Origin of the sequence: Allobosea sp. NPDC003192, assembly GCF_050275675.1 — a bacterium.
Taxonomy (GTDB): Bacteria; Pseudomonadota; Alphaproteobacteria; order Rhizobiales; family Beijerinckiaceae; genus Allobosea.
This window is the reverse complement of sequence record NZ_JBNNPK010000011.1, coordinates 103105-127506: the sequence shown is the minus strand read 5'-3', so window position 1 is coordinate 127506 and position 24402 is coordinate 103105. Positions and strand designations below refer to the sequence as shown.

The window sequence follows — 24402 nt, the reverse complement described above, 5'->3', positions numbered from 1 at the left end:
CTGGTTGGAAGTGAAGCTTGTCAATCTCGGCAATGCCCGGCAGCCGGTTTCAGAAGGCCGGCAAATCCTTACGCGGGCGCTCGAAGCATGAGTAGTGCCGAAGGGGGGCGATATGTTGCGTCCTCCTCCGGCGGTATCGGATCGTCAGAAGATCGAGCCCGTCGGCAGGCCTAGCGCCACCGCACCGGCATAGCGTGCCTGGGGGCCGGCCTGGAGCGGGTGAAAACGCGCGCCCTGGATGTCACGGAAGCGCCGCTCCAGCCCCGTCGCCCGGTAAAACGACGCGCCGCCTGCCAGCTCCATAGCCAGATCGACGGCCGCAATCGCGTGGCGAGCAACCAGAGTGCGCCCGATCATGACCTCGTTGACCGTCTCGGCACTGGGCGCGTTACGCGCTACGGTATCCAGCATCCAGCGGTGCGCGAGCTGCGCGGCCCGCAATTCGGTGTCCATGCGTCCGGCGAGCGATTGATCCGACATCGGTTTCTTCTTGGCGATCTCGATGGCGATGTCGCGGGCACTTTCGGCAACACCGAGGTAGACCGCGTAGATCAGCGGGAAAGCGATGGTCGCAATCGTCTCGAAGATCGGGTGCCACTCGCCGGCCTTGCGCGAGAACGCGACATTCGCGGCGGGGATGAAGAGATCCTCGATCACGACATCGTTCGACGCGGTGCCACGCATGCCCAGCGTGCGCCAGGTGTCCTCGATGTGCACGGCCGAGGACTTCATCGGCGCGCCGAAGTGGATGACCGACCGGCTCCCGTCTTCTCCTTCGCAGACCGCTCCGGTCATCAGGACATCCCCGGCTTCGGCTCCGGAGGTGAACACCTTCCGGGCGTTGATGCGATAGCCGTCGCCCTCCCGCTCGGCCTTTCCGGATCCGCCGATCCAGTCGGACCCGCCGGACGACAACAGGATGATCTTCTCCGCGGCGACCCGTTTCAGCAGAGGTTCCACAGCGGCGACCTTCTGGTGTCGCCAGCGCCAGGCGGGAATGGCGACCTGATGGGTGTGCATCGAAAAAGCCAGTGCGGTGGAGCCGCAGGCCCGTGCGAGCACGCGCAGCATCTCGGCGAGCTCGGAGATCTCGGAACCGCCGCCGCCGAGTTCATGCGGGACGCCTGCCTCGACGAGGCCCGCCTCCTTCAGCAGGGAGTAGTTCTCGCTGACGAAACGGTCATTCTGGTCGATCTCGGCCGCACGCGCTGCGAGTTTCGGCGCGAGTTGGCGCGCCGTTTCCACGACGCTGGCGGGAGAGGCGGTGGCTCCGACGAATGACGGAGCCGAGGCTTTCGAAGCAGCGATCGTCGACATGGCGTCCTCCATTGCTGTGAGGCAGAAGGATCACCGCTGGGGTTCCGGGCTTCCAGTTCAGCAACTGAACTGCCGGCATTTTCCGGGTGACCCCGATCTGGTACTATTCGCCAAAAAAACGGGGTTCGCCATGAACGATCGCGGCGGCTATGGCCAGTTCTGCCCAGTGTCGATGGCCTCGGAGATATTGTGCAGCCGATGGACGACGCTGGTCGTGCGGGAACTGCTGTGCGGCAGCACCCGCTTCAATGACCTGCGGCGCGGCTTACCGAAGATGTCGCCCGCCTTGCTCTCGAAACGGCTCAAGGAACTGCAGCAGGCCGGGGTCCTTAGCGTTTCGCGCAAGACGAAGGGCTCGGTCGAGTATCATCTTTCCGAGGCGGGCGAGGAGCTGAGACCGTTGATCATGGGCCTCGGCAACTGGGCGCAACGCTGGATGGAATCGCGGCTTTCGCTCAGGAATCTCGACCCGTCTCTGCTGATGTGGGATATGCGGCGAAGTCTCAACATCAAGCTGCTGCCGGCGCATCGCTGCACGATACAGTTTCTGTACCCCGAACTTCCGGGGGCGCAAAAGCGCTGGTGGCTGGTGGTGGCCGATGGCACCGTCGACCTCTGCAATTTCGACCCCGGCCATCAGCTCGACCTGCTGGTCAAGAGTTCCCTACGCACGATGACGGCGATCTGGATGGGGCTGACGACGATCAAGAAGGAGTCGGACACCGGCCAGTTGGAGATCGACGGCGATCAGGCTCTTGCTTGCTCCATGCAGCAATGGCTGGGGCTCAGCGCCTTCGCCTTCGAACCGCGCCGGGTGCAGTAATTGGCGCGAGTATAGTGCGCCGATAGCTGAGATGATCATGGCATCGGACGGCGGCAAATTCAATCACTGCTCCGGTGATGCGTTTGGTCTCTGTTGAGCCTATTCCCAAACCGCCTGCAGAACCCACATTGCATCGCTCCAGCGTTCGGATCGACACTCCTGCCCTTGTCATGGGCGGCGTGGGCCTTGCGGACCTCCTGTGTCTGCGGGCCTCCTGTGTCTGCGGAAAGGAGCCGATCGTCGTGGCCGGGAAGCGGCGCCAGCGCATGGACCGCCGGTTGACACCGCCCAGCGGGCAGCCGTCAAAAACGATGCAACGTCCCAGAAGCGAGTGAAGCGGATTCGCGTCGTCCGCGAACCCGCTTCCGAAAGCGATTGCTCGGGATAAAGCTGTCAGCGCGTCGTCCAGGCGCCGTTCTTGACTGTGCGCAGTTCGAGTTCGACCGGCAGCTTGGTCTGGCCGTTCTCGTCGAAGCTGGTGTGGCCCATGGCGCCGTCGTACTGCGTCTCGCGGATCGCCTTGGCGATCGCGGCCTTGTCCTTGGTGCCGACCTTCTTGATGGCCTCGACGAGGATGTTGGCGGAGTCGAAGGCATTCTTGGTGTAGGTCGTCGCCGGCTCGGCGAAATTCGCAGCCTGGTAATCCTTGGTCAGCTTCTCCAGCTGCGGATTGCCTTTCTCCTTGACGATGCCGGAGACGGTGCCTTCGGCAGCGGAGCCTGCGATCTTGATGAACTCCGCGTCATGGAAGCCGTCGACGCCGATCATCGGGATGGTCATGCCGAGTTCGACCATCTGCTGGCGCACCAGGCCGGCCTCGGTAACGACACCGCCGAAATAGATCGCGTCAGGTGCGCTGCCCTTGACCTTGGTCAGCAGGGCGCGGAAGTCGGTGGTACCGACCGGCACGGCCTCGGCAGCGACGATGGCGCCGCCCGCGGCCTTGTAGAACTTCGAGAAGTTCTGGGAGTTGGCGAAGCCGTAATCGCTCGTGTCGGACACGATCGCGATCTTCTTGCCGACCGATTCGGCGGCCCATTTGGCCAGGGGCTCGTTGGTGTTGACCAGCGTCGTCACGACCCGCGAAATCATCGGGTTGTTGCGCTCGGTGATCTTGGGTGAGATCGCGCCCCAGACGATGAAGGGCACATTGGCGCGCTGGAAGACCTGAATGGTCGCCAGAGCGACGCCGCTGTTCCAGTGACCGGTCGCGGCCGCCACCTGCGGATCATTGGTGAGCTTCAGCGCCGCGGCGACGCCGGTCTGCGGATTGGCGGCATCGTCGAGGATGACCGCCTCCAGCTTGAAGGGCAGGCCTGCCTTGTTCGCCTGATCGATGGCGAGCTGGAAGCCGTTGCGGGCCGAAAGCCCCTGCTGGGCGTTGCCGCCGCTCAACGGTCCGATGAAGCCGATCTTGACGGTTTCCTGAGCGGAGGCCGTCGCAGCGCCCCATGCCACCGCCGCGGCGACCGTCGAAGCGCGCAGCAATGCCGAGAATGAGCCGGTGCCGGCGCCGAGCTTGAAAGTCATGATCCCCTCCAGGATGTATGTCGAGCGCCAACGGCCGGCCATGCCGATCCCGAGGGTGCTTGGGCCGGACAATCCGCTCTTCCGGAAACACGAAGCAAATCGGATATTTCGAACCCTGGGCCTCGGTTTGCCTAAGCAGCCGGCCGGAAGCGGAACGACCTGAGCCGCCGGCTGCCTCAAGACAATCAAAGCAGAGATTCCGAAATTACGACTCCTGTCCGCATCCGGGCTGGTGCACAGCCGGGCAAGCGGCCACAAGGCGGCTGCCAAGACAAGCTGCCCAAGACGACAAGCTGCCAAGACAAAGAGGGGAACGGAATGGCCGAGCAGCTCCTGCAACAGATCCTGAACTGGATCACGCTCGGCTCGATCTATGCCCTGATCGCGGTCGGCTTCAGCCTGCTCTTCGGCGTGCTGAACATCATCCATTTCTCCCATGGCGACGTGGCGCTGATCGCGCCGTTCCTGGCGCTCGCGCTGGTGCAAAGCTTCGCGGCGACGCTCGGGGCCGCGGCGACGCCGGGCACCATGCTGCTTTGCGTCGCGCTCGCCATCGCGTCGACGGGGCTGCTCGGCGTCCTGCTCGACTTCCTCGTCATCCAGCGCTTCCGCAACGCGCCGGCGATGATGGCCCTGGTCGCCACCGTCGCGCTCGGCATCGTGTTGCGCGAGCTGATCCGCCACCTCTTTCCCAACGGCTCGAACCCGCATGCAGTGCCGCGCCTCGTCCAGGGCAGCATCGAGGTGCTCGGCGTGACCGTGCCGGCCTTCAACCTCGTCGCGATCGCGGTTTCGGTGCTCTGCGTCGCCGGGCTGTTCTTCCTGCTCGGCAACACCCGCCTCGGCCTTCACATCAAGGCCGTCTCGCAGGACCGCGACGCCGCGCGCCTGCTCTCGATAGCGCCGGGAAAGATCTTCCGGCTCACCTTCTTCATCGCCTCGGCGGTCGGTGCTGTCGGCGGCCTGTTCTTCGCGGGCTATGCCGGCATCGTGCGCTTCGACTTCAGCATCGATGTCGGGCTGATCGGCTTTTCCGCGGCGGTGGTCGGCGGGCTGGGCTCGATGCCCGGCGCGATCATCGGCAGCCTGGTGATCGCCGGCCTCGACACGCTGGTGCAGGCGGTGGTGCCGAACGGCGCGGCCTATCGCCTGGTCTTCGTCTTCCTGCTGGTGATCGGCGTGCTGGTGTTCCGGCCGGCCGGCCTCTTTGGCCGCACCGTCGTCGAGAAGGTCTGAACCGATGACGGATGTGACAGCTCCCGCCCGCACGACGCTCGGCACCGCCAGCGGCCTCGCGCTCGTCGCCCTCACGGAGATCGCGGGCGCCGCCTTCCTGCGCCAGTTCCTGCTGGTCGACGACTGGCGCGCGGTGGTCGGCCTGCTTACCCTGTTCGGCGGCGCGCTCGTTACGATGCAGCGCGTGCCGGCGATCGAGGCCGGCATCGAGCAGGCCTTCAGCGCCAACCGGCGCTTCGCGGCGCTGCTCGGCATGGCGATCGTGCTCGCCTTTCCCTTCGTGCTGCAGGGCAGCTCCTATGCGCTGCACCTGCTGATCATCGCACAGCTCTACGCCGTGCTGGCGCTGGCGCTGAACTTCCAGCTCGGCAGCGCCAACATCCCGAACTTCGCCACCGGCGCCTCATACGGCATCGGCGCCTATGCTTCGGCCTTGCTCGCCTTGCACTGGGACGTCAGCTTCTGGCTGGCGCTACCGGCCTCGGCGGTGGTCGCAACCATCTTCGGCTTCCTGCTCGGCATCCCCTCGATGCGCACGCGGGACAGCTATCTGGCGCTGGTGACGATCGCCTTCGGCGTCGTCGTGCACCAGCTCCTCAACAATCTGGAATTCACCGGTGGCCCCAATGGCCTGGTGGGGATCCCGGCGCCGGAGCTGTTCGGCCACTCCTTCGCCTCGCCGCTCGTGCTCTTCGGGCATTCGCTGCCGTCCCAGGCGAATTTCTACTACCTCTCGGCGCTGCTCGTCGGCGTCTCCATCCTGTTCGCCGGGCGGCTGCACCATTCGCGGATCGGCCTGGCGTGGAACGCGCTGCGTGCGGACGAACTCGCGGCCCGCTGCCAGGGCATCAACACAACCTGGTACAAGGTGCTCGCCTTCGCGGTGGACGCGTTCCTGGCGGGCTTCGCCGGCACGATCTACGCCTTCTATGTCGGCTTCATCTCGCCCGACAACTTCACCTTCCTGGTCTCGGTGACGATCATGACCATGGTCATCGCCGGCGGCATGGACAACACGCTCGGCGTGATCGTCGGCGCCTTCCTGCTGACGCTGCTGCCCGAGAAGCTGCGCGCCTTCTCCGACTACCGCATCCTGTTCTTCGGCATCACCGTGATCGCCTTTCTGATGATCCGCCCGCAGGGAATCTTCCCGCAGCGGCTGCGCCGCTACGGAGGCTGACCATGGACCCCGCGATCATCCTGCAAGGCCACGGCCTGACCATGCGCTTCGGCGGCCTGGTCGCGATGGCCGAGGTCGACTTCTCGCTGCGCAAGGGCGAGGTGCTCGGCATCATCGGGCCGAACGGGGCCGGCAAGTCGACCCTGCTCAACATCATCACCGGGCTCTACGTGCCGTCCTCCGGCGAGGTCCGGCTGGAAGGCGAGCTGCTCAACGGCCAGCCGGCGCATCGCATCGTCGCCAAGGGGATCGCCCGCACCTTCCAGTCGAGCCGGCTCTTCGCCGACCTTTCGGTGCTCGACAACGTCATCATCGGCCGCCACACCCATATGAAGACCGGGGTGTTCGACGCGATCTTCAACCGCCGCAAGGCCGATGCCGAGCTCGACGCCGCGGCCGAGATCGCCGAGCGCCTGCTGAAGGCGGTCTCGCGCGAGCTCCACGCCCAGCGCCACCGGCCGGCGGGCGAGCTGCCGCAAGCCGACCGCAGGCGCCTGGAGATCGCCCGCGCGCTGGCGAGCGAGCCCAAGGTGCTGCTGCTCGACGAGCCCTCCTCAGGCATGGATGATGCCGACACCGACGCGCTGATGGACGATATCCGCTCGGTCTGCGCCGAGCGGCCGAACCTCGCTTTGATGATCATCGAGCACGACATGCGGCTGATCGCATCGCTGCCGCAGCGGGTGCTGGTCCTCGATTACGGCCAGAAGCTCGCCGAGGGCACCTTCGAGGAGGTCCGCCTGATCCCGCGTGTGCAGGAGGCCTATCTCGGCCGCAAGGGAGCGCAGCATGCTCAGGCTTGAGAACGTCGACACCAATTACGGCGTGGTGGCGATGCTGCGCGACGTCTCGCTCAGCGTCGAGCCGGGCGAGCTGGTCTGCATCCTCGGGCCCAACGGCGCCGGAAAGACCACGATCTTCCGGGCGATCTCGGCGCTGCTGCCGCTGGCGCGGGGCCGCATCGCAATCATGGGGCAGGACCTCAGGGGCTCGCGGACCGAGGCGCTGAGCGCGCTCGGCGTCGGCTTCGTGCCGGAGGGCCGGCGCCTCTTCGGCGACATCTCGGTGCGCGACAACATCCGCCTGGGCTACGAGGCGCAGGGGCACCAGGCCGGCTTCGAGGAGCGGCTGGAGGAAATGCTGGAGCTGTTTCCGCGCGTCCGCGAACGTATCCGCCAGCGCGCCGGCACGTTGTCGGGCGGCGAGCAGGCGATGGTGGCGCTGGCGCGTGCGCTCGTCGGCAAGCCGAAATTCGTGATCATGGACGAGCCTTCGCTCGGCCTCTCGCCGAAGCTGATCGACGAGTATTTCGACACGGTCGCGGCGGTGAACCGCAACGGCACCACCGTGCTGCTGATCGAGCAGAACGCCGAGATGGCGCTCTCCATCGCCCATCGCGGCATCCTGCTCACCAAGGGGCGGGTCGTGGCGGCAGGCAACGCAGCCGAGTTGCTCGGCAGCGACGCGGTGCGGCATCTGTATCTCTAAGCGCGGGCAGTGGAAGGCGGCGCGGCGATGGACACGCTGACGATCCTCGACAGGCTGGTCGGCTTCGCCACGGTCAGCCGCGATCCGAACCGGCCGCTGATCGACTTCATCAGCGATTTCCTCGCCGGGCACGGCATCGAGAGCGAGATCATCGAGACCGAGGACGGACGCAAGGCCAATCTGTTCGCCACCATCGGCCCCAGGGATCGGCCGGGCGTCATGCTCTCCGGCCACACCGACGTCGTGCCCGTGGACGGGCAGGACTGGAGCCACGACCCGTTCCGGCTCAGGGTCGCTGATGGGCGCGCCTATGGACGCGGCACGGCCGACATGAAGGGCTTCGTCGCCTCGGCGCTCGCGCTGGCCGCGCGCACCTCGACGCGCGAACTCGAAACACCGCTCCATCTCGCCTTCAGCCATGACGAGGAGATCGGCTGCGTCGGCGTGCGCTCGCTGATCGACCGGTTGGCGGGCCGGCCGCTGCGGCCGAAGCTCGCCATCATCGGCGAGCCGACGGCGATGGCGATCGCGACCGGGCATAAAGGCAAGCTCGCGGCGCGGGCGACCTGCTGCGGCGTCACCGGGCATTCCGCTTTGGCGCCGAACGCGCTGAACGCCATCCATCTTGCCTGCGATTTCATCGGCACGCTGCGCGAGCTGCAGAGCGAGATCGAGCGGGGCGGCCCGCGCGACGCCGATTACGACATCCCCTACACCACGCTGCATGCCGGGCGCATCGCGGGCGGAACCGCGCTCAACATCGTGCCGGAGCGCTGCACGATCGATTTCGAGATCCGCAACGTCGCCGAGGACGATCCCGAGGCGATCCTGACCCGGCTGATGGACGAGGCGGCCACCCTCATCGCGGCACGGCGCGAGCGCTTTCCGGAGGCCAGGATCGGCTTCGAGCGCCTGAACGACTATCCGGGGTTGACGACCCCGGTGACGTCCGAGGCGGTCGCCTTCCTGCGCGGGATCCTCGACGCCAGCGCCCTGTGCAAGGTGGCCTTCGGCACCGAGGGCGGGCTGTTCTCGCAGCGGCTGGGGATCCCGGTGCTGGTCTGCGGGCCGGGCTCGATGGAGCAGGGACACAAGGCGGACGAGTTCATCGCGCTCGACCAGCTCGCAGCCTGCGACCGGATGATGGACCGGCTGCTCGACAGGATCGCGGCCTGACCCTCCGCTTTGCCGGCCTGCGGCTATCGTGCTTTATGCTGGCCAGATGCGGTTCTCCTTGCGCCAACTCGAATATTTCATCGCAGCCGGCGAGACGGGCAGCATCACTCTCGCCTCCGAGATGATCCATATCTCGCAGCCTTCGATCTCGACCGCGATTTCGCATCTGGAGCGGGAGCTGAACGTGCAGCTCTTCATCCGCCACCACGCCCAGGGCCTGTCGCTGACGCCGGTCGGCCGGGCGCTGCTGAGCGAGGCGAAGCGGGTCGTCGGCCAGGCCGAAAGCCTCTACACCGTCGCCGCGGACACGGTCGGCACCGTGCGCGGCACGCTCTCGCTCGGCTGCATGGTGACGCTGGCGCCGATGCTGGTGCCGGAGCTCAGCAACGGCTTCGTCGCGGCTTTCCCCGAGACCACGATCCGCCATGTCGAGGGCAATCAGGAGGATCTTCTGAGGGGCTTACGCCGCTCCGAGGTCGACGTGGCCCTGACCTATGATCTGCAGGTGCCCGACGACATCGCGTTCGCGCCGCTGGTCAGCCTGCCGCCGCACATCGTCGTGGCGGAGACGCATCCATTGGCGCAGCAGAGCGCCGTTGCGCTGGAAGAGCTCGCGGAGCAGCCGCTCGTGCTGCTCGACCTGCCGCTGAGCCGCGAATATTTCCTGGCCTTGTTCATGGCCGCCGGCGTCGTACCGACGATCGCGGCGCGCTCGGCCTATCCGGATCTGGTGCGGGCGATGGTCGCCAATGGTGCCGGCTATGCGCTGTTCAACGTGCGGCCGCGCTCCGATCACTCGCTCGATGGGCGCAAGCTGGTCTCGATCCGGCTCGCCGGCGAGCACCGTCCGATGACGATCGGCGTCGCGACACTGGCCTCGCTCGCCAAGTCGAAGCTGATCGAGGCCTTCCAGGCACATTGCGAAGCGCGCATTTCGCGCGCGTACATCCCCGGCATGATCGCGCCGGTCATGACGGACCGGCCGCGCGTCGAGGCTTGACCTGCCAACCGCCGCCAAGCGGCAGCGCGTGGCTCACTCGTCTCCGGGAACGCCGTAGGACGGCGCCTGCCGCGGATCGAGCGCGCGCTGGATGTAGGCGTCGAGCTGGGGCTTGTAGATCTCCCACAGCGTCGCGACCGCTTCGATCGGGCAGTCCTCCGTCCAGTCGCAGCGCAGATCGGCGACCGGCCAGCTGACCTTGTCGACGATCTTGAGCCCGGCCGAACGCACCGGCCCGGCTTCGCCGCCGGCAGCGAGACCGGCCCGCATCGCCGCGATCAGCCGGTCGCCGAGATGGCCGGAGGAGGACAGGAAACCGTCGACGATCGCCTGTGGCACGCCGTCATTGGCCAGGAGATTGCCGCCGGAGGCGACGTCCCGCGCTTGCGCCTGCGTCCAGATCCCCAGCGAGTTCGGCCCGGAATGGATCGCCGTCTCGCCGTCGCGGTCGACCGCCAGGACCTGACGGTACTCGATGAACTTGCCGCGCCGGCGCACCTCGGCGATCGCCTCGGCTGCGCTCATGCCGCCCTGCATCAAATCGAGCGCCAACGGGCCGAGCGTCGGGTCGGTGACGTTCTGCGAGGCGGCCGCTCCGACGCCGGCGCGCGCATAGGAGCAGCGCGCCGCGACGGCCGGCGAGGACGAGGAGATCGCGACCCCGAACATGCCGGTCCGGGCGCAGCGGGCGACCAGCGAGAAGGTCACGCGATCACTCCGGGATCACGGCGGTGCCGTCGATCTCGACCAGCCATTCCGGCCGGGCGAGCGCCTGCACCACGAGGCCGGTCGAGACCGGATGCACGCCTTTGAGGTATTCGCCCATGGTGCGGTAGACCGCCTCGCGATGACGCACATCGGTGATGTAGACGACGACCTTGACCAGGTGCTCCATCTGGCCGCCGGCCTCTTCGATCAGCTGCTTGATATTCTGCATGACCTTGTGGGTCTGCACGGCCGGATCGTGGCTGTCGATGTTCTTGGCATCGTCGAGGTTCTGCGGGCACTGGCCACGCAGCCAGACGATCTTGCCGCCTTGGGTCACCACCGCCTGGGCGAGGTCGTTGTCGAGCTTCTGCTCGGGATAGGTGTCCTTGGTATTGAACTTGCGGATGCGGGTATGCGCCATCTCGGCCTCCGTCGGGTCTGTTGAGCTAGAGCATTTTCGAGCGAAGCGGACACCGGTTCGCGTGAAGAAAATGCGATAAAACAAAGCGATAGAGCAGTTCTGCGTTTCGGAGAAAGGCGGAACTGCTCTATCTCGCGTCAGGCTGGTTCGAGCTCGCCCCGAGCGGCGGCGTCATAGGCCATGTACTGGCGCTGGATCACGATCTGGTCGGCGACGTATCTCGCATCGTGCCAGACGCCCCAGATGAAACTGGAGCCGCGCCGCGACTGCCAGGGCAGGCCGAGGAAATAGATGCCGGGCTCCGAGGAGACGCCGCGCTGGTGCCTGGGCTTTCCACCCTCGTCGAAGGCGTCGACCTGCATCCAGCCATAGTCGGCGACGAAGCCCGTCGCCCAGATGATCGTGCCGATGCCAGCTTCCGCGAGATCGAGCGACAGGATCGGCCGGGCGATGCAGTCGGCATCCGGGACGCGGGCGCGGGCGTGAGGCTCTTCGGGCAGGTCGAGACCGTTACGCGTGACATAGGCGTCGGCCTCGTCGAGCAGGGCGTCATGGTTCTCGTCGCCGGCGCGCAGGTTCTCGACGAGATCGGGCGCGAAGCGGACGACGCCGTCCGTCGAGGATTCCGTGCGCCCGACCAGGATCATGCCCTGGGCGGCGAGGCGGCGGAAATCGATGGTGTGGCCGCCATGCGCGCCACTGACGGCGATGGTGACATGTTCCTTGCCCGCCTCACGCGTCGCGGCGTCCCATTTGCCGAGCACGCCCAGCCACCAGCAGAAATCGCGGCCGCGATAGCCCCGCGGCGGCCGGTCATGCGGGCCGACCGAGAGATAGACGCGCCGTCCCGCCTGCATCAGCTCCTCGGCGATCTGGGTGCCGGACGAGCCGGAACCGACGACCAGCACCGCACCATCCGGCAATTGCGCGGGATTGCGGTAGCCGGTGGAGTGCATCTGCAGCAGGCCGGCCCGCTCGGGAACCACGGCGGGGATGACGGGCGTCTGGAACGGGCCGGTCGCGGCGACGACGCGCTGCGCCTCGATCACACCCTTCGAGGTCTCGACCCGGAAGCCGGGGCGGCCTGCATTGCGCTCGAGCTTCAGCACCTCGACGCCGCAGCGGATGGGAGCCTCGATCTTCTTGGCATAGGCGACGAAATAGTCGGCGACGGTTTCCTTGCCCGGAAAGTCGTCCGGCCCGACGCTGCTTTCCACATCGGAGAAGGTCATGCCGGGAAAGCGGTCGTGCCAGGCCGGACCGTTGGCGACGAGCGAGTCCCAACGTTCCGAGCGCCAGCGCTCGGCGATGCGATGCCGCTCCAGCACGAGATGCGGCACGCCGCTACGGCTAAGATGCTCGCTCATGGCGAGACCGGCCTGTCCTGCGCCGATGACGAGCGTGTCTGTCTTCTCAACCAACATTGTCCGCCCTTGCCGATTTTCACGCGCTCCATCTCGAGGGGCGCGTTACGGCATTGGTCTAATGGGCGGCTTGATCCTCGAAAAATATGAAATCTTGCGGCAGTGCTTAGGAAGCCCCGAAACTGTCGGGTGGCGCTATCGGCCGCCCACCTGACCTGCGGGCAGACGAACATGTTGACATGCTCGGGCCTTCGCCGGCCAGTGAGCCCTAATGCAGAAGAGCGACGTTGGTACTGGCAGAGTCCGAGCATGATGACTTGGGCAATCGCAAGCTGCACCAGCTGAAAACGCGCCTCTCGAACATCGGCTATGGCCAATGCCGGTCGCCCCGTCTGCCACCCCTCATTGCATAGTCAGCCGCATCGCCTCACCAGGCGCTTGGAATCGTGCTCCGCGACGGTTCTGCGCATGATTGCGCGGCCAAACTCGTCAGGCCGCGGCACCAAGGGCGACGCGCTGTGGAGCACCCTGAACGGGCTGCGCGTTCACGTCGCCGAACCTAGTCAGGAAGCGGGCCTGCCGAGCAAATCGGCCAAATGATGGACCTGTTGCGCGGCATCCAGAACGACGTCGGCAGCGTCGACGAGCGGCTCGACCGGGTGATCGAAAACTGAAGTTCCGGTCGGCACGGCAGCTTCGAGCCGCCCCAGGCATGGAACCGAGGCGCAGCCTCGGCGTTGAGATACCGTTTCCGAAGGCCAGTTTGAGACCTGAAACTTCGCCCTGCCGGTTCGCGCCGGCGGGGCTTTTTCTTGTCTGGACCGTAGCCGTCGCTACTCTAGCGCATGGATCTGATCAGGACGTTCGGCTGCGACGACGCGAACGCGTACCTCATCATCGGCCTGCTGCTCGGCGGCTTCGTCGGAGAAGTGGTCTATCTGTCCGGTGCCCGCACCCGCTTGAGGCGGCTCTGGTTCCTGGGTGGCACGGTCGTCGGTGTTTTCGCTGGAAGTGCCAGCTATTGGCTGTTGAATGGCAGCTGCGCCTAGCCCGGTTGCCGTACACGTCGCCCATGACAGAACCGGCGACCGAGATCGACGACGTCATTGCCGAGCCCGGCAGCGAGCGGCTGCGATCCCGCCCCTGCTGCTCGACCTCGCCGAGTTGGCTCTAGACGGCGATCGTGCGAGCTCGCGCAGCTACCAGCCCACTCCCGGTGCCAGCAAAGGCAAAGTCGTCGCGGTTCAGCCTGGGCCTGCCACGAGCAGCTTGCGCGGCATTGCTGTCAACCGCCGGCCGCCGTCGGCTTCCACAACGACGGTTTCGCTGAAGCCCAAGCCGCCGGCCGAGACGTACATGTGGAAGACCATGCCCTCCTCCAGCCGCCAGCAGGCATTCGGCAGGAAGACGCGCGAGAAGTCGCTGGTGCGCGGTGTTCGGGCGTAGAGGCCGAGCATATAGCCAGTGACATTGTCGTAGGAGGGACGCAGGCCTGCCGCCAGAACGGCCTCACGCAGGATTGCATCGACATCGCAGGCGAGAGCGCCCGGGCGCATCGCGGCGAATTGCCTCTCCTGCAAGGCGACGAGACGCTCGGCCAGCGGCGCGAGGCCGCGCCGGTCCCCGCCGATCAGCACCGGCCGCATCAGCCGGGCGCCGTGATTGCGGACCTTCGGGATCAGCTCGACATGCAGGATGTCGCCGCCCGCCAGCGGCTCGCCGGTCATGACGCCGTGCAGGAATTCGTGGTCGCCGACACCCGGCAGGATCGGCCCGGTTTCGCCAGTGTCGGCGCCATTCTCCAGGAAGCAGGCGGCGGCTATCGCAGCGGCCGCCCGCGGCGACAGACCTGGTCGGGCCTTGGCTGCGATCGCGGCCATCGCCTTGTCGGCGATGCCAGCCGCTTCTGCGAGCAGGGCGATCTCGGCCGGTGATTTCACCGCCCGCAGCAGGTCGCTGGCGTGTGGCAGATCAATGAACCGCGCCTCCGGCAGCAGTGCCGCGAAACGGTCGCGCGTCGCAGCGGTGAAGCCGTAGGACGCGTGGTCGGCGCCGGTCGCGGCGCCTGCGAAGCCGCGCCGGCGGATTTCCTGCGCCATCACCTCATGCGGCTCGGCCGTATCGGGAAAGCCGACGACATCGGCGAACCAGCAGGCGTCGCGGCACGGACCGGCGTCGAGTTCGCGCAACACGAACCAGGGCTCGCCCTCCCTTGGCAGGAAGGCGGCGCGATACATCGTCTCCGAGACGGTGTAGCCGGTCAGCCAGGCCAGGAACTCGGCATGGTCGACCAGCAGCAGCTCGGCGCCCGCTTCCGCCATCGCGGCGCGGGCCTTGGCGACCCGGCCGGCGAACTCCTCGCGCGGGAAGAGCGGGCTCACGCCACTTCGCAGATGTCGAGGATGGTCAGCATGTAGATACGGACCATGTCGAGGAAATCGCGGATCTCGACGCGCTCGTCGGGCATGGTGTTGTAGCGCCCACCCGGACCGCAGACGATGCCTTCCATGCCGGCCTCGGCATAGAGATGGCCGGCATCGGTGCCGAAGAAGCCGGGCGGCTTGATCGCGCCGGTCGGCTGCTTCTCGCCGCGCACCGCCTCATAGGCGGCATTCACGGTCTTGACGATGCGGGCGTCCTTGGCGACCTCGAAGGCCGGCATCGACTGATGCCCTTCCTTCTTCTCGATGCGGATCGAGGTCTTGAGGCCAGGGAAGCGCTGCTCCAGCGCGGTGAGCTCGCGCTGCATGTCGGCGAGCGCGCCGTCCTGCGTCTGTCCCGGCGCGTAGCGGCCGGAGCCCTTGAGCTTGCAATAGTCCGAGACCTGCGGGGCGCGCCATTCGTGCAGCTCCTTGCCGAGCGCGCCATGGACGACGCCGACATGGACGCGGTTGATCGATTCATGCTCGGGCGATGGCGCGTCGGAGAAGGTCATGGCGTTGAGCCGCGGGATCAGGTCGCAGGCGGCCATGATCGCGTCGACCGCCTGCTCGCGTTTGGAAAGATGGCGGGTGTTGCCGGTGAGTTCGATGACGAAGGAGAAGGCGCAGGCATGCATGGTCACGGCCTGCACATCGGTCGGTTCGCTGTTGACGAAATAATCGGCGCGGATGCCGCTGCGGATTGCCGCGACCGTGCCGACGCCGCCCTGCAGCTCGCCAACGACATAGGTCAGGATCACATCGCCTTTCAGCTTCACGCCAGCGTCGCGCAACGTCTTGACCGCGCAATAGGAGGCGGCATCGCCCGCCTTCATGTTGGAGACGCCGATGCCGTAGATGAACTCCTCATCCACCACGCCGCCCCAGGGATCGACGGTCCAGCCTTCGGTCGCCGGGTTGGTGTCGAGATGGCCGTTGAAGAGCAGGCTCTTGCCGCCGCCGGTGCCCTTCCAGCGGCCGATCGCATTGGCGCGGCGGCCGTCGTCGAAGGGCTGCGCCTCCGCCTCGATGCCCATCGCCTGCATCTGCCCGACGACATGGTGGACGAGCGCCTTCTCGCCTTCGGTCTCGCTGTAGCTCTTGTGCTTCACCCAGTCGGAGAGCAGCGCGAGGCAGGCCTTCTCGTCGAGCGTGTGGATCAGGTCACGGGGATTCATCGTCATAGCCTCGCAAGATCAGGCGGCGGCCGTGGCCGGGGCGGGCACGGCTTCGAGCAGCGATTGCGTGTAGGGATGGAGGGGGCCGGTCGAGAGCGCGGCGACATCGACGAGATCGACGAGGTCGCCGCGATACATCACCGCGATCCGGTGTGCGATCTGGCGCACCAGGTTGAGATCGTGGGTGATGAAGAGATAGGCCGTCCCGAAGCGCTTCTGCAGGTCGACGAGAAGCTCGATCACTGAAGCCTGCACGGAGACGTCGAGCGCCGAGGTGATCTCGTCGCAGATCACCAGTTTCGGCCTGGAGGCGAAGGCGCGGGCGATGGCGACGCGCTGCTTCTCGCCGCCTGAGAGCTGGTGCGGATAGCGCTCGGCGTAAGAGGCCGGCAGCCTGACCTGCTCCAGCAGCGCGCCGATTGCAGCCGCGTCCTTGCGCACACCCGGCTCGCCATAGAGCGCGAGCGGGCGCGACAGGATCTCGCGGATGCGTTGGCGCGGATTGAGCGAGGAATCCGGGTGCTGGAAGATGATCTGGACGTCGCGGCGATAGGCACGATCCATGTCGGAGAGGCCGGTGATCCTGCGGCCGGCGAAACGGATTTCGCCCTCGAAGCGATTGAGGCCGGTCATCGCCCTGGCCAGCGTCGACTTGCCTGAGCCGGATTCGCCGACGATGCCGAGGATCTCGCCCGGCTTCACAGACAGGCTGACCTCGCGGTTGCCGGTGAACTGCGTGTTCGCCCGGCCGAGCAGGCCGCCGAGAAAGGGCTTGCGGCCATAGAGCACGCTGACCTTCTCGACCTCGACCAGCGGCTTGCCCGCCGTCTCGGGAGCCGCCTCGACCAGGCGATGGTCCGGCCGCGGCACAGCTGCCAGCAGCCTTCGGGTATAGGCGTCCTGCGGCCGGGCGAAGACCTCGCCCACCTCGCCCTGCTCGACGATGCGGCCGCGATGGATCACCGCAACCCTGGTCGCGATCTGCGAGACCAAAGCGAGGTCGTGCGAGATATAGAGCGAGGCGACGCCGGTCTCTTCCTGCAAGGCCTTGAACAGATCGAGGATCTGGCGAGCGGTGATGACGTCGAGCGCCGTGGTCGGCTCGTCGAAGATGATGCATTCGGGCTGGCAGGCGAAGGCCGTGGCGATGACGACGCGCTGCTTCTCGCCACCCGAAGCCTCGTGCGGATAGCGCCGCATCATCTGTCCGGGCACCTTCAAGCCGACATGGGCGAGGCGCTCCTCGCCCTCCGCCCAGGCCTGCCGGCGCGTCAGGCCGCGATGGCGCACCAGCACCTCGGCGAGCTGCTCGCCGAGCGGCAGCGTCGGGTTGAGCGAGGTGCTCGGGTCCTGGAAAACCATGCCGATACGCCGGCCGCGGATCGCCTCGATCTCGGCTTCCGAGGCCTTCAGCAGGTCCTGCCCGGTCAGGCGGATGCTGCCGGCCTCGCGCGCGCTCTTGGGCAAATGGCGCATGATCGCCCAGGCGAGCGAGGTCTTGCCGGAGCCGGATTCGCCGACGAGGCCGAGCACCTCGCCTTTGGCGATCGCGAGCGTGACGTCGTCGAGCGCGCGCGTGAAACCGGTCGGCGTGGCGTAGTCGAGGCTGTAGCCGGCAATGTCGAGGATCGGTTCGCCCATCGCCTCAGCTCCTCGGGTTCAGCACGTCGCGCAGGCCGTCGCCGAGCAGATTGAAGCCGATCGCGACCAGCGCGACGGCAAGGCTCGGCCACAGGATCATCCACGGGCTCAAATGCATGAAGCGCCTGGCTTCGGAGACCATCAGCCCCCATTCGGAGGCCGGCGGCTGGGCGCCGAGGCCGAGGAAGGAGAGCGTCGCGAACAGCATCACCGCGAAGGCGACGCGGATCGTCATCTCGACGATGATCGGCGCGATGACATTCGGCAGCATCTCGCGCCCGACGATGAAGGCGGCGCTCTCGCCGCGCGCGATCGCGGCGTTGACATAGTCCTGCTTGCGGACGGAAAGCGCGACCGAGCGGGTGACGCGCGCCATGCCCGGCGCGAAGGCGAGCGCGATTGCGAAGAGCGCGTTGAGGCTGCTCTTACCGAGCAGGTTCACGATCAGCAGTGCCAGCAGCAGGCTCGGGATCGACATGATCGCATCGACCGTGCGCATGATCGCCTCGTCGCTGCGCCCGCCGAGGAAGGCGGAGACGGTGCCGACGACCGCCCCGACCAGCGTGCCCAGCGCGGTCGCCAGCACCGCCAGCAGGACGGTGGCGCGGGCGCCGTGAAGAAGCCGGCTCAGGATGTCGCGGCCATACTGGTCGGTGCCGAGCCAGAACTGCGCACTCGGCGGCTTGTAGCGCATCAGCGGCGCCATCTTCTCGGGATCGTAGGGCGCGAAGGCGGGTCCGACGATGACGACGAGCAGGATCAGGCCGACGATCAGCAGGCCGAGCGCGCCCTGCGGCGAGCGCAGCATGCGCCTGAGGATCTCAATCATACTGGATCCTCCGGTCGAGCCAGGCGTAGGCGATGTCGGCGAGGAAATTGGCGACGGCGTAGGTTGTCGCCATGATCAGCGCTCCGGCCTGGATCGAGGGCAGGTCGCGCGCCTGGATGGCGACGATGAGCTGCCGGCCGATGCCGGGCAGCGCGAATATCTCCTCGACCACGATGACGCCGCCGAGCAGATAGCCGACATCGAGCGCGACGATGGTGATGGTCGGCAGCAGCGCGTTGCGCAGCGCGTGCTTGAACAGCACCTGCCGCTTCGACAGTCCCTTCAGCCGCGCCGCGCGGATATAGTCGGAGTGCAGCACGTCGACGAGCTCGGAGCGCACCATGCGCGAGACATGGGCGATCAGGATCAGCGAGACCGTCAGCACCGGCAAGACGAGATGCTTCAGGCCCCGCAGGGGATCTTCGGTCAGCGGCACATAGCCGGTCGCCGGCAGCCATTGCAGCCAGTCGGCCAGCACCAGCACGATCAGCGTCGCGGTGACGAATTCCGGCAAGGAGACGCCAACATAGGAGAGGAAGCCAACGCCGAGATCGGCCGCCTTGCCCCGCCGCACCGCCGCGACGATGCCGAGCGGGATCGCGACCGCCAGCATCAGCAGGATCGAGAACAAGGCGAGCAGCAGCGAGCGGCCGAGCGCCTCCAGCATCGCGGGAGCGACCGGCTGGCCGGTGCGCATCGAGACGCCGAAATCGCCGCGCACGACACCGCCGAGCCAATGCAGATACTGCATCCAGATGGGGTCGTTCAGCCCCATTTTGGCGCGCAGTGCCGCCAGCGCATCCGGCGTCGCGTTCTCCCCCAGCATCATGACGGCAGCGTCCGCCGGCAGGATTTGGGTGATCGCGAAGACGATCAGCGATACGACGAAGAGCGTGTAGCCGATCAGCAGGATGCGCTTGAGGACGTAAGCCGGTGACACCGCGCTACGGTCCCGCGCTCAGCCGCGCTTCGGCGCACCAGCGCCGAGCGAGACATGGTCGAGCCGGAAGACGGCGCCGCGCGGATGCAGCTGATAGCCCTCGACCCATTCGCGCCGGGCGCCGAGCAGGTCGAAAAAGGCCGGGATGATCGAGGGAACCTCGTCATACATCAGCTTCTGCGCCTCGGCATAAAGCGCGCGGCGCCTGGCCTCGTCGACCGTGGCGCGCGCCTCGAAGACGAGCTTGTCGAAGGCAGCGTTGTTCCAGCGCGTCTCGTTCCAGGCGGCGTTGGAGGTGTAGAGCAGCGAGAAGATGGCGTCGGCCGTCGCCTGCATGTTGTAGAAGCCGACATAGAAGGAGCCCTTCTTCCAGACCTGGTCGAGATAGGTCGCGTGCGGCATGGTCTCGACCTTGATGTCGAAACCGGCGGGCTTGGCCATCTCGCGCAGCGCGACGGCGAGCTGGGTGCGCTGGCCCGGCCGGTCGGAGGCGATCAGCGTCGCTTCCAGCCCCTTCGGGTAGCCGGCCTCCGCGAGTAGCGCCTTGGCCTTGGCGATGTCGGCCTTCTTGGCCGGCAGGTCGGCATAGAAGCGATAGGCGGGATTGAGCGGCGTATCGTTGCCGGCCGAGCCGAAGCCTTCGGTGACGAAATCGACCATCGCCGCACGATCGACGGTGAGCGCCAGCGCCTGGCGCACACGCACATCATTGAAAGGCTTCTGGTCGCAGCCGAAATTGACGTTGCAGAACTGGCCGGACGCGACACGCAGCGCCTTCACGCCGCTCGCCTTCTGCAGCCGGCCGAATTCGGTTGGCGGGGTCGTGCTGATCAGGTCCGTATCGCCTGCGATCAGCGCGGACGCCTCGGCGCTGACGTCCGGAAAGACGACCACCTCGATCTTGTCGAGATAGGGCCGCGCCTTATCGTAATAGGCGTCGTTGCGGGCGACGACGATCTGCCGCTCCGGCTCGAAGGAAACGAGCTTGAACGGGCCGGTGCCTACCGCCTGCCGGTCGAGCTTCTCCAGCCCGCCCTTGATCACGGCAGCAGGCACGATCTTGGCGTTGGTGTAGGCCAGCGTCACCGGCAGGTCGGCGAAGGGCGCCGAGAGCGTGAAGACGACGGTGGCATCGTCCTTCGCTATGACCTTCGCGATCGGCCCGACATTCTGGCGCGCCGGCGAAGCGGTCTTCGCGTCGAGGATCGCCTCGAAGGTCGCGACCACATCGGCCGCCGTGCAGGCCGAGCCGTCATGGAAGGTCACACCCTTGCGCAGGACGAAGGTCCACTCGGTCAGATCGGCCGAGTTCGTCCAGGATTCGGCGAGATCGGGCTCGGCGCCCATGTCGAGCTTGAGCCGAGTCAGGCCGGAATAGAGCAGTTCGGCGACGAGATATTCCGGATTCACGCGGGTGACGAGCGGGTTGAGCTTGGATACCGCCTGGTCGACGCTGACACGCAGCGTGCCGCCGCGGCGCGGTGTTTGGGCGAAGGCCGGCACGCCGGACAGGGCAAGGCCGCTCAGAGCGGCGGAGGCGGCGAGGAAATCGCGACGATGGATGCTCGGCATGGGACGCTCCTTCAGCTCTGTTGCGACGGCAGGTCAGGGTTGATGTCGGGCCTGAAGTCGGCGGCGAGATAGGACAGCACCGCCAGCGCCAGCGAGACGATGTCAGGCACCGTCGTGTATTCGCCGGGCGAATGAATATTGCGGTCGGGCCGCCCGAGGCCGCCGAGCAGAACCTCCTGCCGGCCGGTCGCACGCTGAACCCAGCCGAAATCGGAACAGCTCGCCGCGCCCCATCTCCGGAAATCCTCGGGCGCATAGCCGAAGCCTTGCCCCATCGCCGCCTGCCAGCGCGGCCAATGCGGGCCGGCCGGATCGGCTGTGGGCATGAGATGGCCGACCAAGACGGTCTCGACGGTGAGCCCCGGCACGGTGGCGGCACTACGGCGGACCACCGCCTCGATCTCCGCCAGAGCCTCCTCGAAGAGTTCCTCCGGGGCGTAGCGCCGGTTGAGCGTCAGCTCGACGAGTGCGGGCACCTGGCCGCCGGCCGTCCCGCCCCGGATCGCAGCCAGATTGAGCTGCGCGGCGAGCGGCGGCTTGCCGGGCGGAGGCGGCAGAACGGAGGTCCGGGCCGCGACCTTCGCCTTCAGCGCCATCAGCGCATTCAGCAGCGGCAGCGCGCCCTCGATCGCGTTGAGGCCGGAGCCTTTGCGATTGCCCTCGCCGGCGTGAACGGCCTGGCCATGGATGCGCACCAGCAGGTTGAAGAGGCCGAAACAGCCGGCCCAGATCCGCGCCTCGGCACTGCCATTGAAGTTGAGGATGTGGCCGGAGAGCTTCCCCTGCTCGGCGAGATAGCGGATGCCGGGATAAAGGCCGCCTTCCTCGTCGGTGCAGAACAGCAGCATCGGGTCATAGGCGAGTGCGACACCACAGGCCCGGGCCGCGCGCAAGGCCAGCAGGATCGCAGCGATGCTGCCCTTCATGTCGGCGGCGCCGAGGCCAATCAGGCGATCGCCGTCGTGTTGCATCCGGAGCGGATCGGTTTCCCAGCCGGCCGCAGCAGGCACGGTGTCGACGTGGAAATAGAGGCCGCAGACCGGCCGGCCGCTGGCGCGGCTGGCTACCAGGTTGGTGCGCGGACCGGCGGCCGGGCCATTCGGCACCTTCCACAGGCTTTCGGGGACGGTCACACGCTCGGTCGCAAAGCCGAGCGGGGCGACGAACTCCTCCATCAGCCCGGCGAAATCATCATAGCCTAGACCTGGCGGGAAAGAGGTGTCGATCGCGATCATCCTGCCGAGCTCGGCAACGGCATCGTCGACATTGGCAGCGATCCAGCTGCGCGCCTCGGCCAGCGCCGCTGCGTCCCGCCGCAGAGGTTCAGGTACGCCCATCGCTCAGGCCAACGACGCCGCGCTTGTGGGGCGACGATGCAATCTGCGATGGAGCCCTCGAAAAGCCGCAGCTGGCAGCACCATTTGCGGTCCCCCTTCTTTCATATAAACTATATAGAAATAGGACTCACCGGCATGCCCCCTGTCAATGCCAAAAAAGCGACGCTCGCTGCCGCCGGAACGGGCAACGGCGCCGGAGCCGCGGCGCCGGTCCTGCCGAATTTCGGGGCCGGCGAAGCCGCCCCACTCTATGAACGCGTGAAACGCCACATGTCGGAAGCGATCCTGGTCGGTGAATGGCCGCCCGGGATGATCCTCCCGAGCGAAACTTCACTGGCGCAGGGCTTCGGCATCGCCGTCGGCACGGTACGTCGCGCGATGAGCGACCTTGTGGCGGAAGGATTACTGACGCGCCGCCGCAAGACCGGAACGGTCGTGACCGGGCGCTCGCCGCATCACAGCCTGCGCTTCTTCTTCCAGTATTTCCGCCTGCACAGGGCCGATGGCAGCCTCGTGCACTCGACGAGCCAGTTCCTGAATGTCGAAACCGGGCCGGCAACACCGGCGCAAGCCGAAGCGCTGCAGATCAGGTCTGGCGGCGTGATCAAGGTCCACCGCATCCGTCACGTCGACGGCCGCCCGGTGATGCACGACAAGCTGATCATGGCGGAGGAACGGCTGCCGAACTGGCCGCGCGCCACCTCCAGCTTGCCGCCCCTGCTCTATCTCCACCTGCTCGAGAGCTACGGCATCCGGATTTCCGCTGTTCGCGAACAGATCACCGCCGATCTCGCCAGCGACGAGGATATCGCGCTGCTCAAGCTGGATGGGCGTACAGCCGTCCTGACGATCGACGAGGTCGCATACGACCAGGCCGGCGTTCCCACCATCCTTGGGTGGCATCGCGCGACGACGGCCGCGCACACCTATGTCAATGAAGTCAGGTAGGCCCGCGCCGGGAGCAGACATTGGCATAGACCAGGAGCAGACGCCCCTGCCGGGCATACGCCCCCCTGCCCGGCTGGCGGAGATGCCTCGCGAAGAACGCCCCTGGAGTCCCGTCACGCAGCCCGCAATGTCTCGGCGACGAGATCACCGAAGCGCTTCGTGCCGGTCCTGCCGCCGAGATCGGGGGTGCGTGAGACGGGATCGGCCAGGACGGTGTCGATCGCCTTGTCGATCGCGTGGAACGCCTGCTCGAACGCGGGCAGCTTGCGCTTCTCCCCCAGCCACTGAAGCAGCATGGCACAGGACAGGATCATCGAGACCGGGTTCGCCTTGTCCAGGTTCTGGATGTCGGGCGCCGAGCCGTGCTGGGCCTGGGCGCAGCAATGGGTGTCGCTCGCCATCATCGAGCCGGCGAGCCCGAGGCTGCCGGAGAGCTCGCTCGCCAGATCCGAGATGATGTCGCCGTAGAAATTCGTTGCGCAGATGACGTCGAAGCGCTCGGGATTGCGGACGAGGTGTGCGGTCGAGGCATCGATCAGCAGGTCGTCGAGCTGCACCTGCGGGAATTCGGCGGCGACTTTGCGGACCTCGCGCAGGAAGAGACCATCGGTCTGGTGGAAGCTGTTGGCCTTGTGGACGGCGGTTACCTTGTTGCGACGCTTGGCAGCGAGTTCGAAGGCGCGGCGTGCGATGCGGTTGGAGCAATGGGCGGTGATCTTGCGCAGCGAGATCGCCATGTCGGGAGAGGGCATCAGTTCCGCCCAGCCGAGATGCATGTTGCGGTCGGGGTAGAAGCCCTCGGTGGCTTCGCGCATGATGACGAGGTCCATCGTCTTGCCGGGCTTCATGTTCGACTCGATGAAGGGACGCGTGCGGGCCGGGCGGACATTGGCGTAGAGATCGAGACCGATGCGGAAGCCGGCGGAGACGTTGCGCCCACCCTTCTCGGGCGCCGGATAGTCGGCATGCGACTGGGTGCCGAGGATCACGCCGTCGAAGTCGTTGCGGGCCCGGTCCAGCACGCTTTCGCGCAAGGTGGTGCCGTGCTTTTCGAGGCTCTCGAAACCGACATCGTCGTATTCGAAGCGGAGGCCGAGACCGAAGCGGTCGCTGGCGACTTCGAGGACAGCCATGGAGGCGGACACGATCTCCGGACCGATGCCGTCGCAAGGCAGGACGAGAATCTTCATTTTGGTTTTCCTCCGGCGCGATCGCGATCTTGAATTGGCTATTACATGTTATAAAACCAATAATGGGTCAAGACGCCCCCACGCAGTTTGCCATCCAGCCTTTG

The 24402-nt window shown here is 66.6% G+C and carries 22 protein-coding genes; 9 read left to right on the top strand and 13 right to left on the bottom strand.

What is annotated here, in order from left to right:
• Nucleotides 1–144: 144 nt before the first annotated feature.
• Nucleotides 145–1317, bottom strand: a complete 1173-nt coding sequence (locus ACQKLX_RS16440; protein WP_427362648.1) for an acyl-CoA dehydrogenase family protein — start codon at nt 1315–1317, stop codon at nt 145–147.
• A gap of 130 nt (nt 1318–1447) precedes the next feature.
• On the opposite strand from ACQKLX_RS16440, the gene ACQKLX_RS16435 reads away from it, so the two are divergent.
• On the top strand, nt 1448–2140 hold the full coding sequence (locus tag ACQKLX_RS16435; RefSeq protein ID WP_427362710.1) for a winged helix-turn-helix transcriptional regulator: 693 nt from the start codon (nt 1448–1450) through the stop codon (nt 2138–2140).
• Between the two features lie 393 nt (nt 2141–2533).
• Here ACQKLX_RS16435 and ACQKLX_RS16430 read toward each other — a convergent pair whose 3' ends face one another.
• Complete coding sequence (locus ACQKLX_RS16430) at nt 2534–3670, bottom strand: branched-chain amino acid ABC transporter substrate-binding protein (protein WP_427362647.1); 1137 nt, start codon at nt 3668–3670, stop codon at nt 2534–2536.
• Between the two features lie 318 nt (nt 3671–3988).
• Between ACQKLX_RS16430 and ACQKLX_RS16425 the strand changes: the two genes are divergently transcribed.
• Genes ACQKLX_RS16425 through ACQKLX_RS16400 form a run of 6 tightly spaced genes read left to right on the top strand, consistent with a single transcriptional unit; the run spans nt 3989 to nt 9750 of the window.
• A complete protein-coding gene (locus ACQKLX_RS16425) occupies nt 3989–4906 on the top strand; it encodes a branched-chain amino acid ABC transporter permease (RefSeq protein WP_427362646.1) in 918 nt (305 codons plus the stop codon).
• Nucleotides 4907–4910: 4 nt separating this feature from the next.
• Nucleotides 4911–6086 carry a branched-chain amino acid ABC transporter permease gene (locus ACQKLX_RS16420; RefSeq protein WP_427362645.1) on the top strand — a complete coding sequence of 392 codons (1176 nt, stop codon included), beginning with the start codon at nt 4911–4913 and terminating at the stop codon, nt 6084–6086.
• Nucleotides 6087–6088: 2 nt separating this feature from the next.
• Nucleotides 6089–6889: an ABC transporter ATP-binding protein gene (locus ACQKLX_RS16415; protein ID WP_427362644.1), complete on the top strand. Its 801-nt coding sequence runs from the start codon at nt 6089–6091 to the stop codon at nt 6887–6889.
• Nucleotides 6876–7574: an ABC transporter ATP-binding protein gene (locus ACQKLX_RS16410; protein WP_427362643.1), complete on the top strand. Its 699-nt coding sequence runs from the start codon at nt 6876–6878 to the stop codon at nt 7572–7574. Before ACQKLX_RS16415 ends, ACQKLX_RS16410 begins: the two co-directional genes overlap by 14 nt.
• Nucleotides 7575–7601: 27 nt before the next feature.
• On the top strand, nt 7602–8750 hold the full coding sequence (gene argE / locus ACQKLX_RS16405; RefSeq protein WP_427362642.1) for an acetylornithine deacetylase: 1149 nt from the start codon (nt 7602–7604) through the stop codon (nt 8748–8750).
• A 46-nt stretch (nt 8751–8796) separates the two neighbouring features.
• Complete coding sequence (locus tag ACQKLX_RS16400; protein ID WP_427362641.1) at nt 8797–9750, top strand: LysR family transcriptional regulator; 954 nt, start codon at nt 8797–8799, stop codon at nt 9748–9750.
• Nucleotides 9751–9783: 33 nt separating this feature from the next.
• Here the strand turns inward: ACQKLX_RS16400 and ACQKLX_RS16395 are convergent, their stop codons facing one another.
• From ACQKLX_RS16395 to ACQKLX_RS16385, 3 genes are all read right to left on the bottom strand, one after another.
• Nucleotides 9784–10458 (bottom strand): DUF1028 domain-containing protein, encoded by a 675-nt coding sequence (locus tag ACQKLX_RS16395; protein ID WP_427362640.1) that lies wholly within the window; start codon nt 10456–10458, stop codon nt 9784–9786.
• A gap of 4 nt (nt 10459–10462) precedes the next feature.
• The gene (locus ACQKLX_RS16390) at nt 10463–10879 is read right to left on the bottom strand and encodes a RidA family protein (RefSeq protein WP_427362639.1); all 417 of its coding nucleotides are present in this window, start codon (nt 10877–10879) and stop codon (nt 10463–10465) included.
• 137 nt (nt 10880–11016) lie between these two features.
• Nucleotides 11017–12303, bottom strand: coding sequence for a flavin-containing monooxygenase (locus tag ACQKLX_RS16385; RefSeq protein ID WP_427362638.1), 1287 nt, complete (start codon nt 12301–12303; stop codon nt 11017–11019).
• Nucleotides 12304–13088: 785 nt separating this feature from the next.
• Here ACQKLX_RS16385 and ACQKLX_RS16380 point away from each other — a divergent pair.
• Entirely contained in the window at nt 13089–13292 is a 204-nt protein-coding gene (locus tag ACQKLX_RS16380) for a hypothetical protein (RefSeq protein WP_427362637.1), read from the top strand.
• 195 nt (nt 13293–13487) lie between these two features.
• Here the strand turns inward: ACQKLX_RS16380 and ACQKLX_RS16375 are convergent, their stop codons facing one another.
• The 7 genes from ACQKLX_RS16375 to ACQKLX_RS16345 are packed head-to-tail and all read right to left on the bottom strand — an operon-like array spanning nt 13488 to nt 22160.
• Entirely contained in the window at nt 13488–14624 is a 1137-nt protein-coding gene (locus ACQKLX_RS16375; protein WP_427362636.1) for a M24 family metallopeptidase, read from the bottom strand.
• Nucleotides 14621–15841, bottom strand: a complete 1221-nt coding sequence (locus ACQKLX_RS16370) for a M20 family metallopeptidase (RefSeq protein ID WP_427362635.1) — start codon at nt 15839–15841, stop codon at nt 14621–14623. The genes ACQKLX_RS16375 and ACQKLX_RS16370 overlap by 4 nt, the downstream gene beginning before the upstream one ends.
• An 18-nt stretch (nt 15842–15859) precedes the next feature.
• Entirely contained in the window at nt 15860–17482 is a 1623-nt protein-coding gene (locus ACQKLX_RS16365; RefSeq protein WP_427362634.1) for a dipeptide ABC transporter ATP-binding protein, read from the bottom strand.
• A 4-nt stretch (nt 17483–17486) separates the two neighbouring features.
• Nucleotides 17487–18311 (bottom strand): ABC transporter permease, encoded by an 825-nt coding sequence (locus tag ACQKLX_RS16360; protein WP_427362633.1) that lies wholly within the window; start codon nt 18309–18311, stop codon nt 17487–17489.
• Nucleotides 18304–19251, bottom strand: coding sequence for an ABC transporter permease (locus ACQKLX_RS16355; RefSeq protein ID WP_427362632.1), 948 nt, complete (start codon nt 19249–19251; stop codon nt 18304–18306). The genes ACQKLX_RS16360 and ACQKLX_RS16355 overlap by 8 nt, the downstream gene beginning before the upstream one ends.
• A gap of 18 nt (nt 19252–19269) precedes the next feature.
• A complete protein-coding gene (locus tag ACQKLX_RS16350; protein WP_427362631.1) occupies nt 19270–20823 on the bottom strand; it encodes an ABC transporter substrate-binding protein in 1554 nt (517 codons plus the stop codon).
• Between the two features lie 11 nt (nt 20824–20834).
• Nucleotides 20835–22160, bottom strand: a complete 1326-nt coding sequence (locus tag ACQKLX_RS16345) for a M20 family metallopeptidase (protein ID WP_427362630.1) — start codon at nt 22158–22160, stop codon at nt 20835–20837.
• Nucleotides 22161–22196: 36 nt separating this feature from the next.
• Here ACQKLX_RS16345 and ACQKLX_RS16340 point away from each other — a divergent pair, with 36 nt between their 5' ends.
• Complete coding sequence (locus tag ACQKLX_RS16340; protein WP_427362629.1) at nt 22197–23108, top strand: GntR family transcriptional regulator; 912 nt, start codon at nt 22197–22199, stop codon at nt 23106–23108.
• A gap of 113 nt (nt 23109–23221) precedes the next feature.
• Here ACQKLX_RS16340 and ACQKLX_RS16335 read toward each other — a convergent pair whose 3' ends face one another.
• Complete coding sequence (locus ACQKLX_RS16335) at nt 23222–24298, bottom strand: isocitrate/isopropylmalate dehydrogenase family protein (protein ID WP_427362628.1); 1077 nt, start codon at nt 24296–24298, stop codon at nt 23222–23224.
• Nucleotides 24299–24402: the final 104 nt, after the last annotated feature.

Bases quoted from the DNA above. Each gene is read 5' to 3' on its own strand.
- ACQKLX_RS16440 (WP_427362648.1), bottom strand. From the start codon at position 1,317: ATGTCGACGATCGCTGCTTCGAAAGCCTCGGCTCCGTCATTCGTCGGA.
- ACQKLX_RS16435 (WP_427362710.1), top strand. From the start codon at position 1,448: ATGAACGATCGCGGCGGCTATGGCCAGTTCTGCCCAGTGTCGATGGCC.
- ACQKLX_RS16430 (WP_427362647.1), bottom strand. From the start codon at position 3,670: ATGACTTTCAAGCTCGGCGCCGGCACCGGCTCATTCTCGGCATTGCTG.
- ACQKLX_RS16425 (WP_427362646.1), top strand. From the start codon at position 3,989: ATGGCCGAGCAGCTCCTGCAACAGATCCTGAACTGGATCACGCTCGGC.
- ACQKLX_RS16420 (WP_427362645.1), top strand. From the start codon at position 4,911: ATGACGGATGTGACAGCTCCCGCCCGCACGACGCTCGGCACCGCCAGC.
- ACQKLX_RS16415 (WP_427362644.1), top strand. From the start codon at position 6,089: ATGGACCCCGCGATCATCCTGCAAGGCCACGGCCTGACCATGCGCTTC.
- ACQKLX_RS16410 (WP_427362643.1), top strand. From the start codon at position 6,876: ATGCTCAGGCTTGAGAACGTCGACACCAATTACGGCGTGGTGGCGATG.
- argE (WP_427362642.1), top strand. From the start codon at position 7,602: ATGGACACGCTGACGATCCTCGACAGGCTGGTCGGCTTCGCCACGGTC.
- ACQKLX_RS16400 (WP_427362641.1), top strand. From the start codon at position 8,797: ATGCGGTTCTCCTTGCGCCAACTCGAATATTTCATCGCAGCCGGCGAG.
- ACQKLX_RS16390 (WP_427362639.1), bottom strand. From the start codon at position 10,879: ATGGCGCATACCCGCATCCGCAAGTTCAATACCAAGGACACCTATCCC.
- ACQKLX_RS16385 (WP_427362638.1), bottom strand. From the start codon at position 12,303: ATGTTGGTTGAGAAGACAGACACGCTCGTCATCGGCGCAGGACAGGCC.
- ACQKLX_RS16380 (WP_427362637.1), top strand. From the start codon at position 13,089: ATGGATCTGATCAGGACGTTCGGCTGCGACGACGCGAACGCGTACCTC.
- ACQKLX_RS16370 (WP_427362635.1), bottom strand. From the start codon at position 15,841: ATGAATCCCCGTGACCTGATCCACACGCTCGACGAGAAGGCCTGCCTC.
- ACQKLX_RS16365 (WP_427362634.1), bottom strand. From the start codon at position 17,482: ATGGGCGAACCGATCCTCGACATTGCCGGCTACAGCCTCGACTACGCC.
- ACQKLX_RS16360 (WP_427362633.1), bottom strand. From the start codon at position 18,311: ATGATTGAGATCCTCAGGCGCATGCTGCGCTCGCCGCAGGGCGCGCTC.
- ACQKLX_RS16350 (WP_427362631.1), bottom strand. From the start codon at position 20,823: ATGCCGAGCATCCATCGTCGCGATTTCCTCGCCGCCTCCGCCGCTCTG.
- ACQKLX_RS16345 (WP_427362630.1), bottom strand. From the start codon at position 22,160: ATGGGCGTACCTGAACCTCTGCGGCGGGACGCAGCGGCGCTGGCCGAG.
- ACQKLX_RS16340 (WP_427362629.1), top strand. From the start codon at position 22,197: ATGCAATCTGCGATGGAGCCCTCGAAAAGCCGCAGCTGGCAGCACCAT.
- ACQKLX_RS16335 (WP_427362628.1), bottom strand. From the start codon at position 24,298: ATGAAGATTCTCGTCCTGCCTTGCGACGGCATCGGTCCGGAGATCGTG.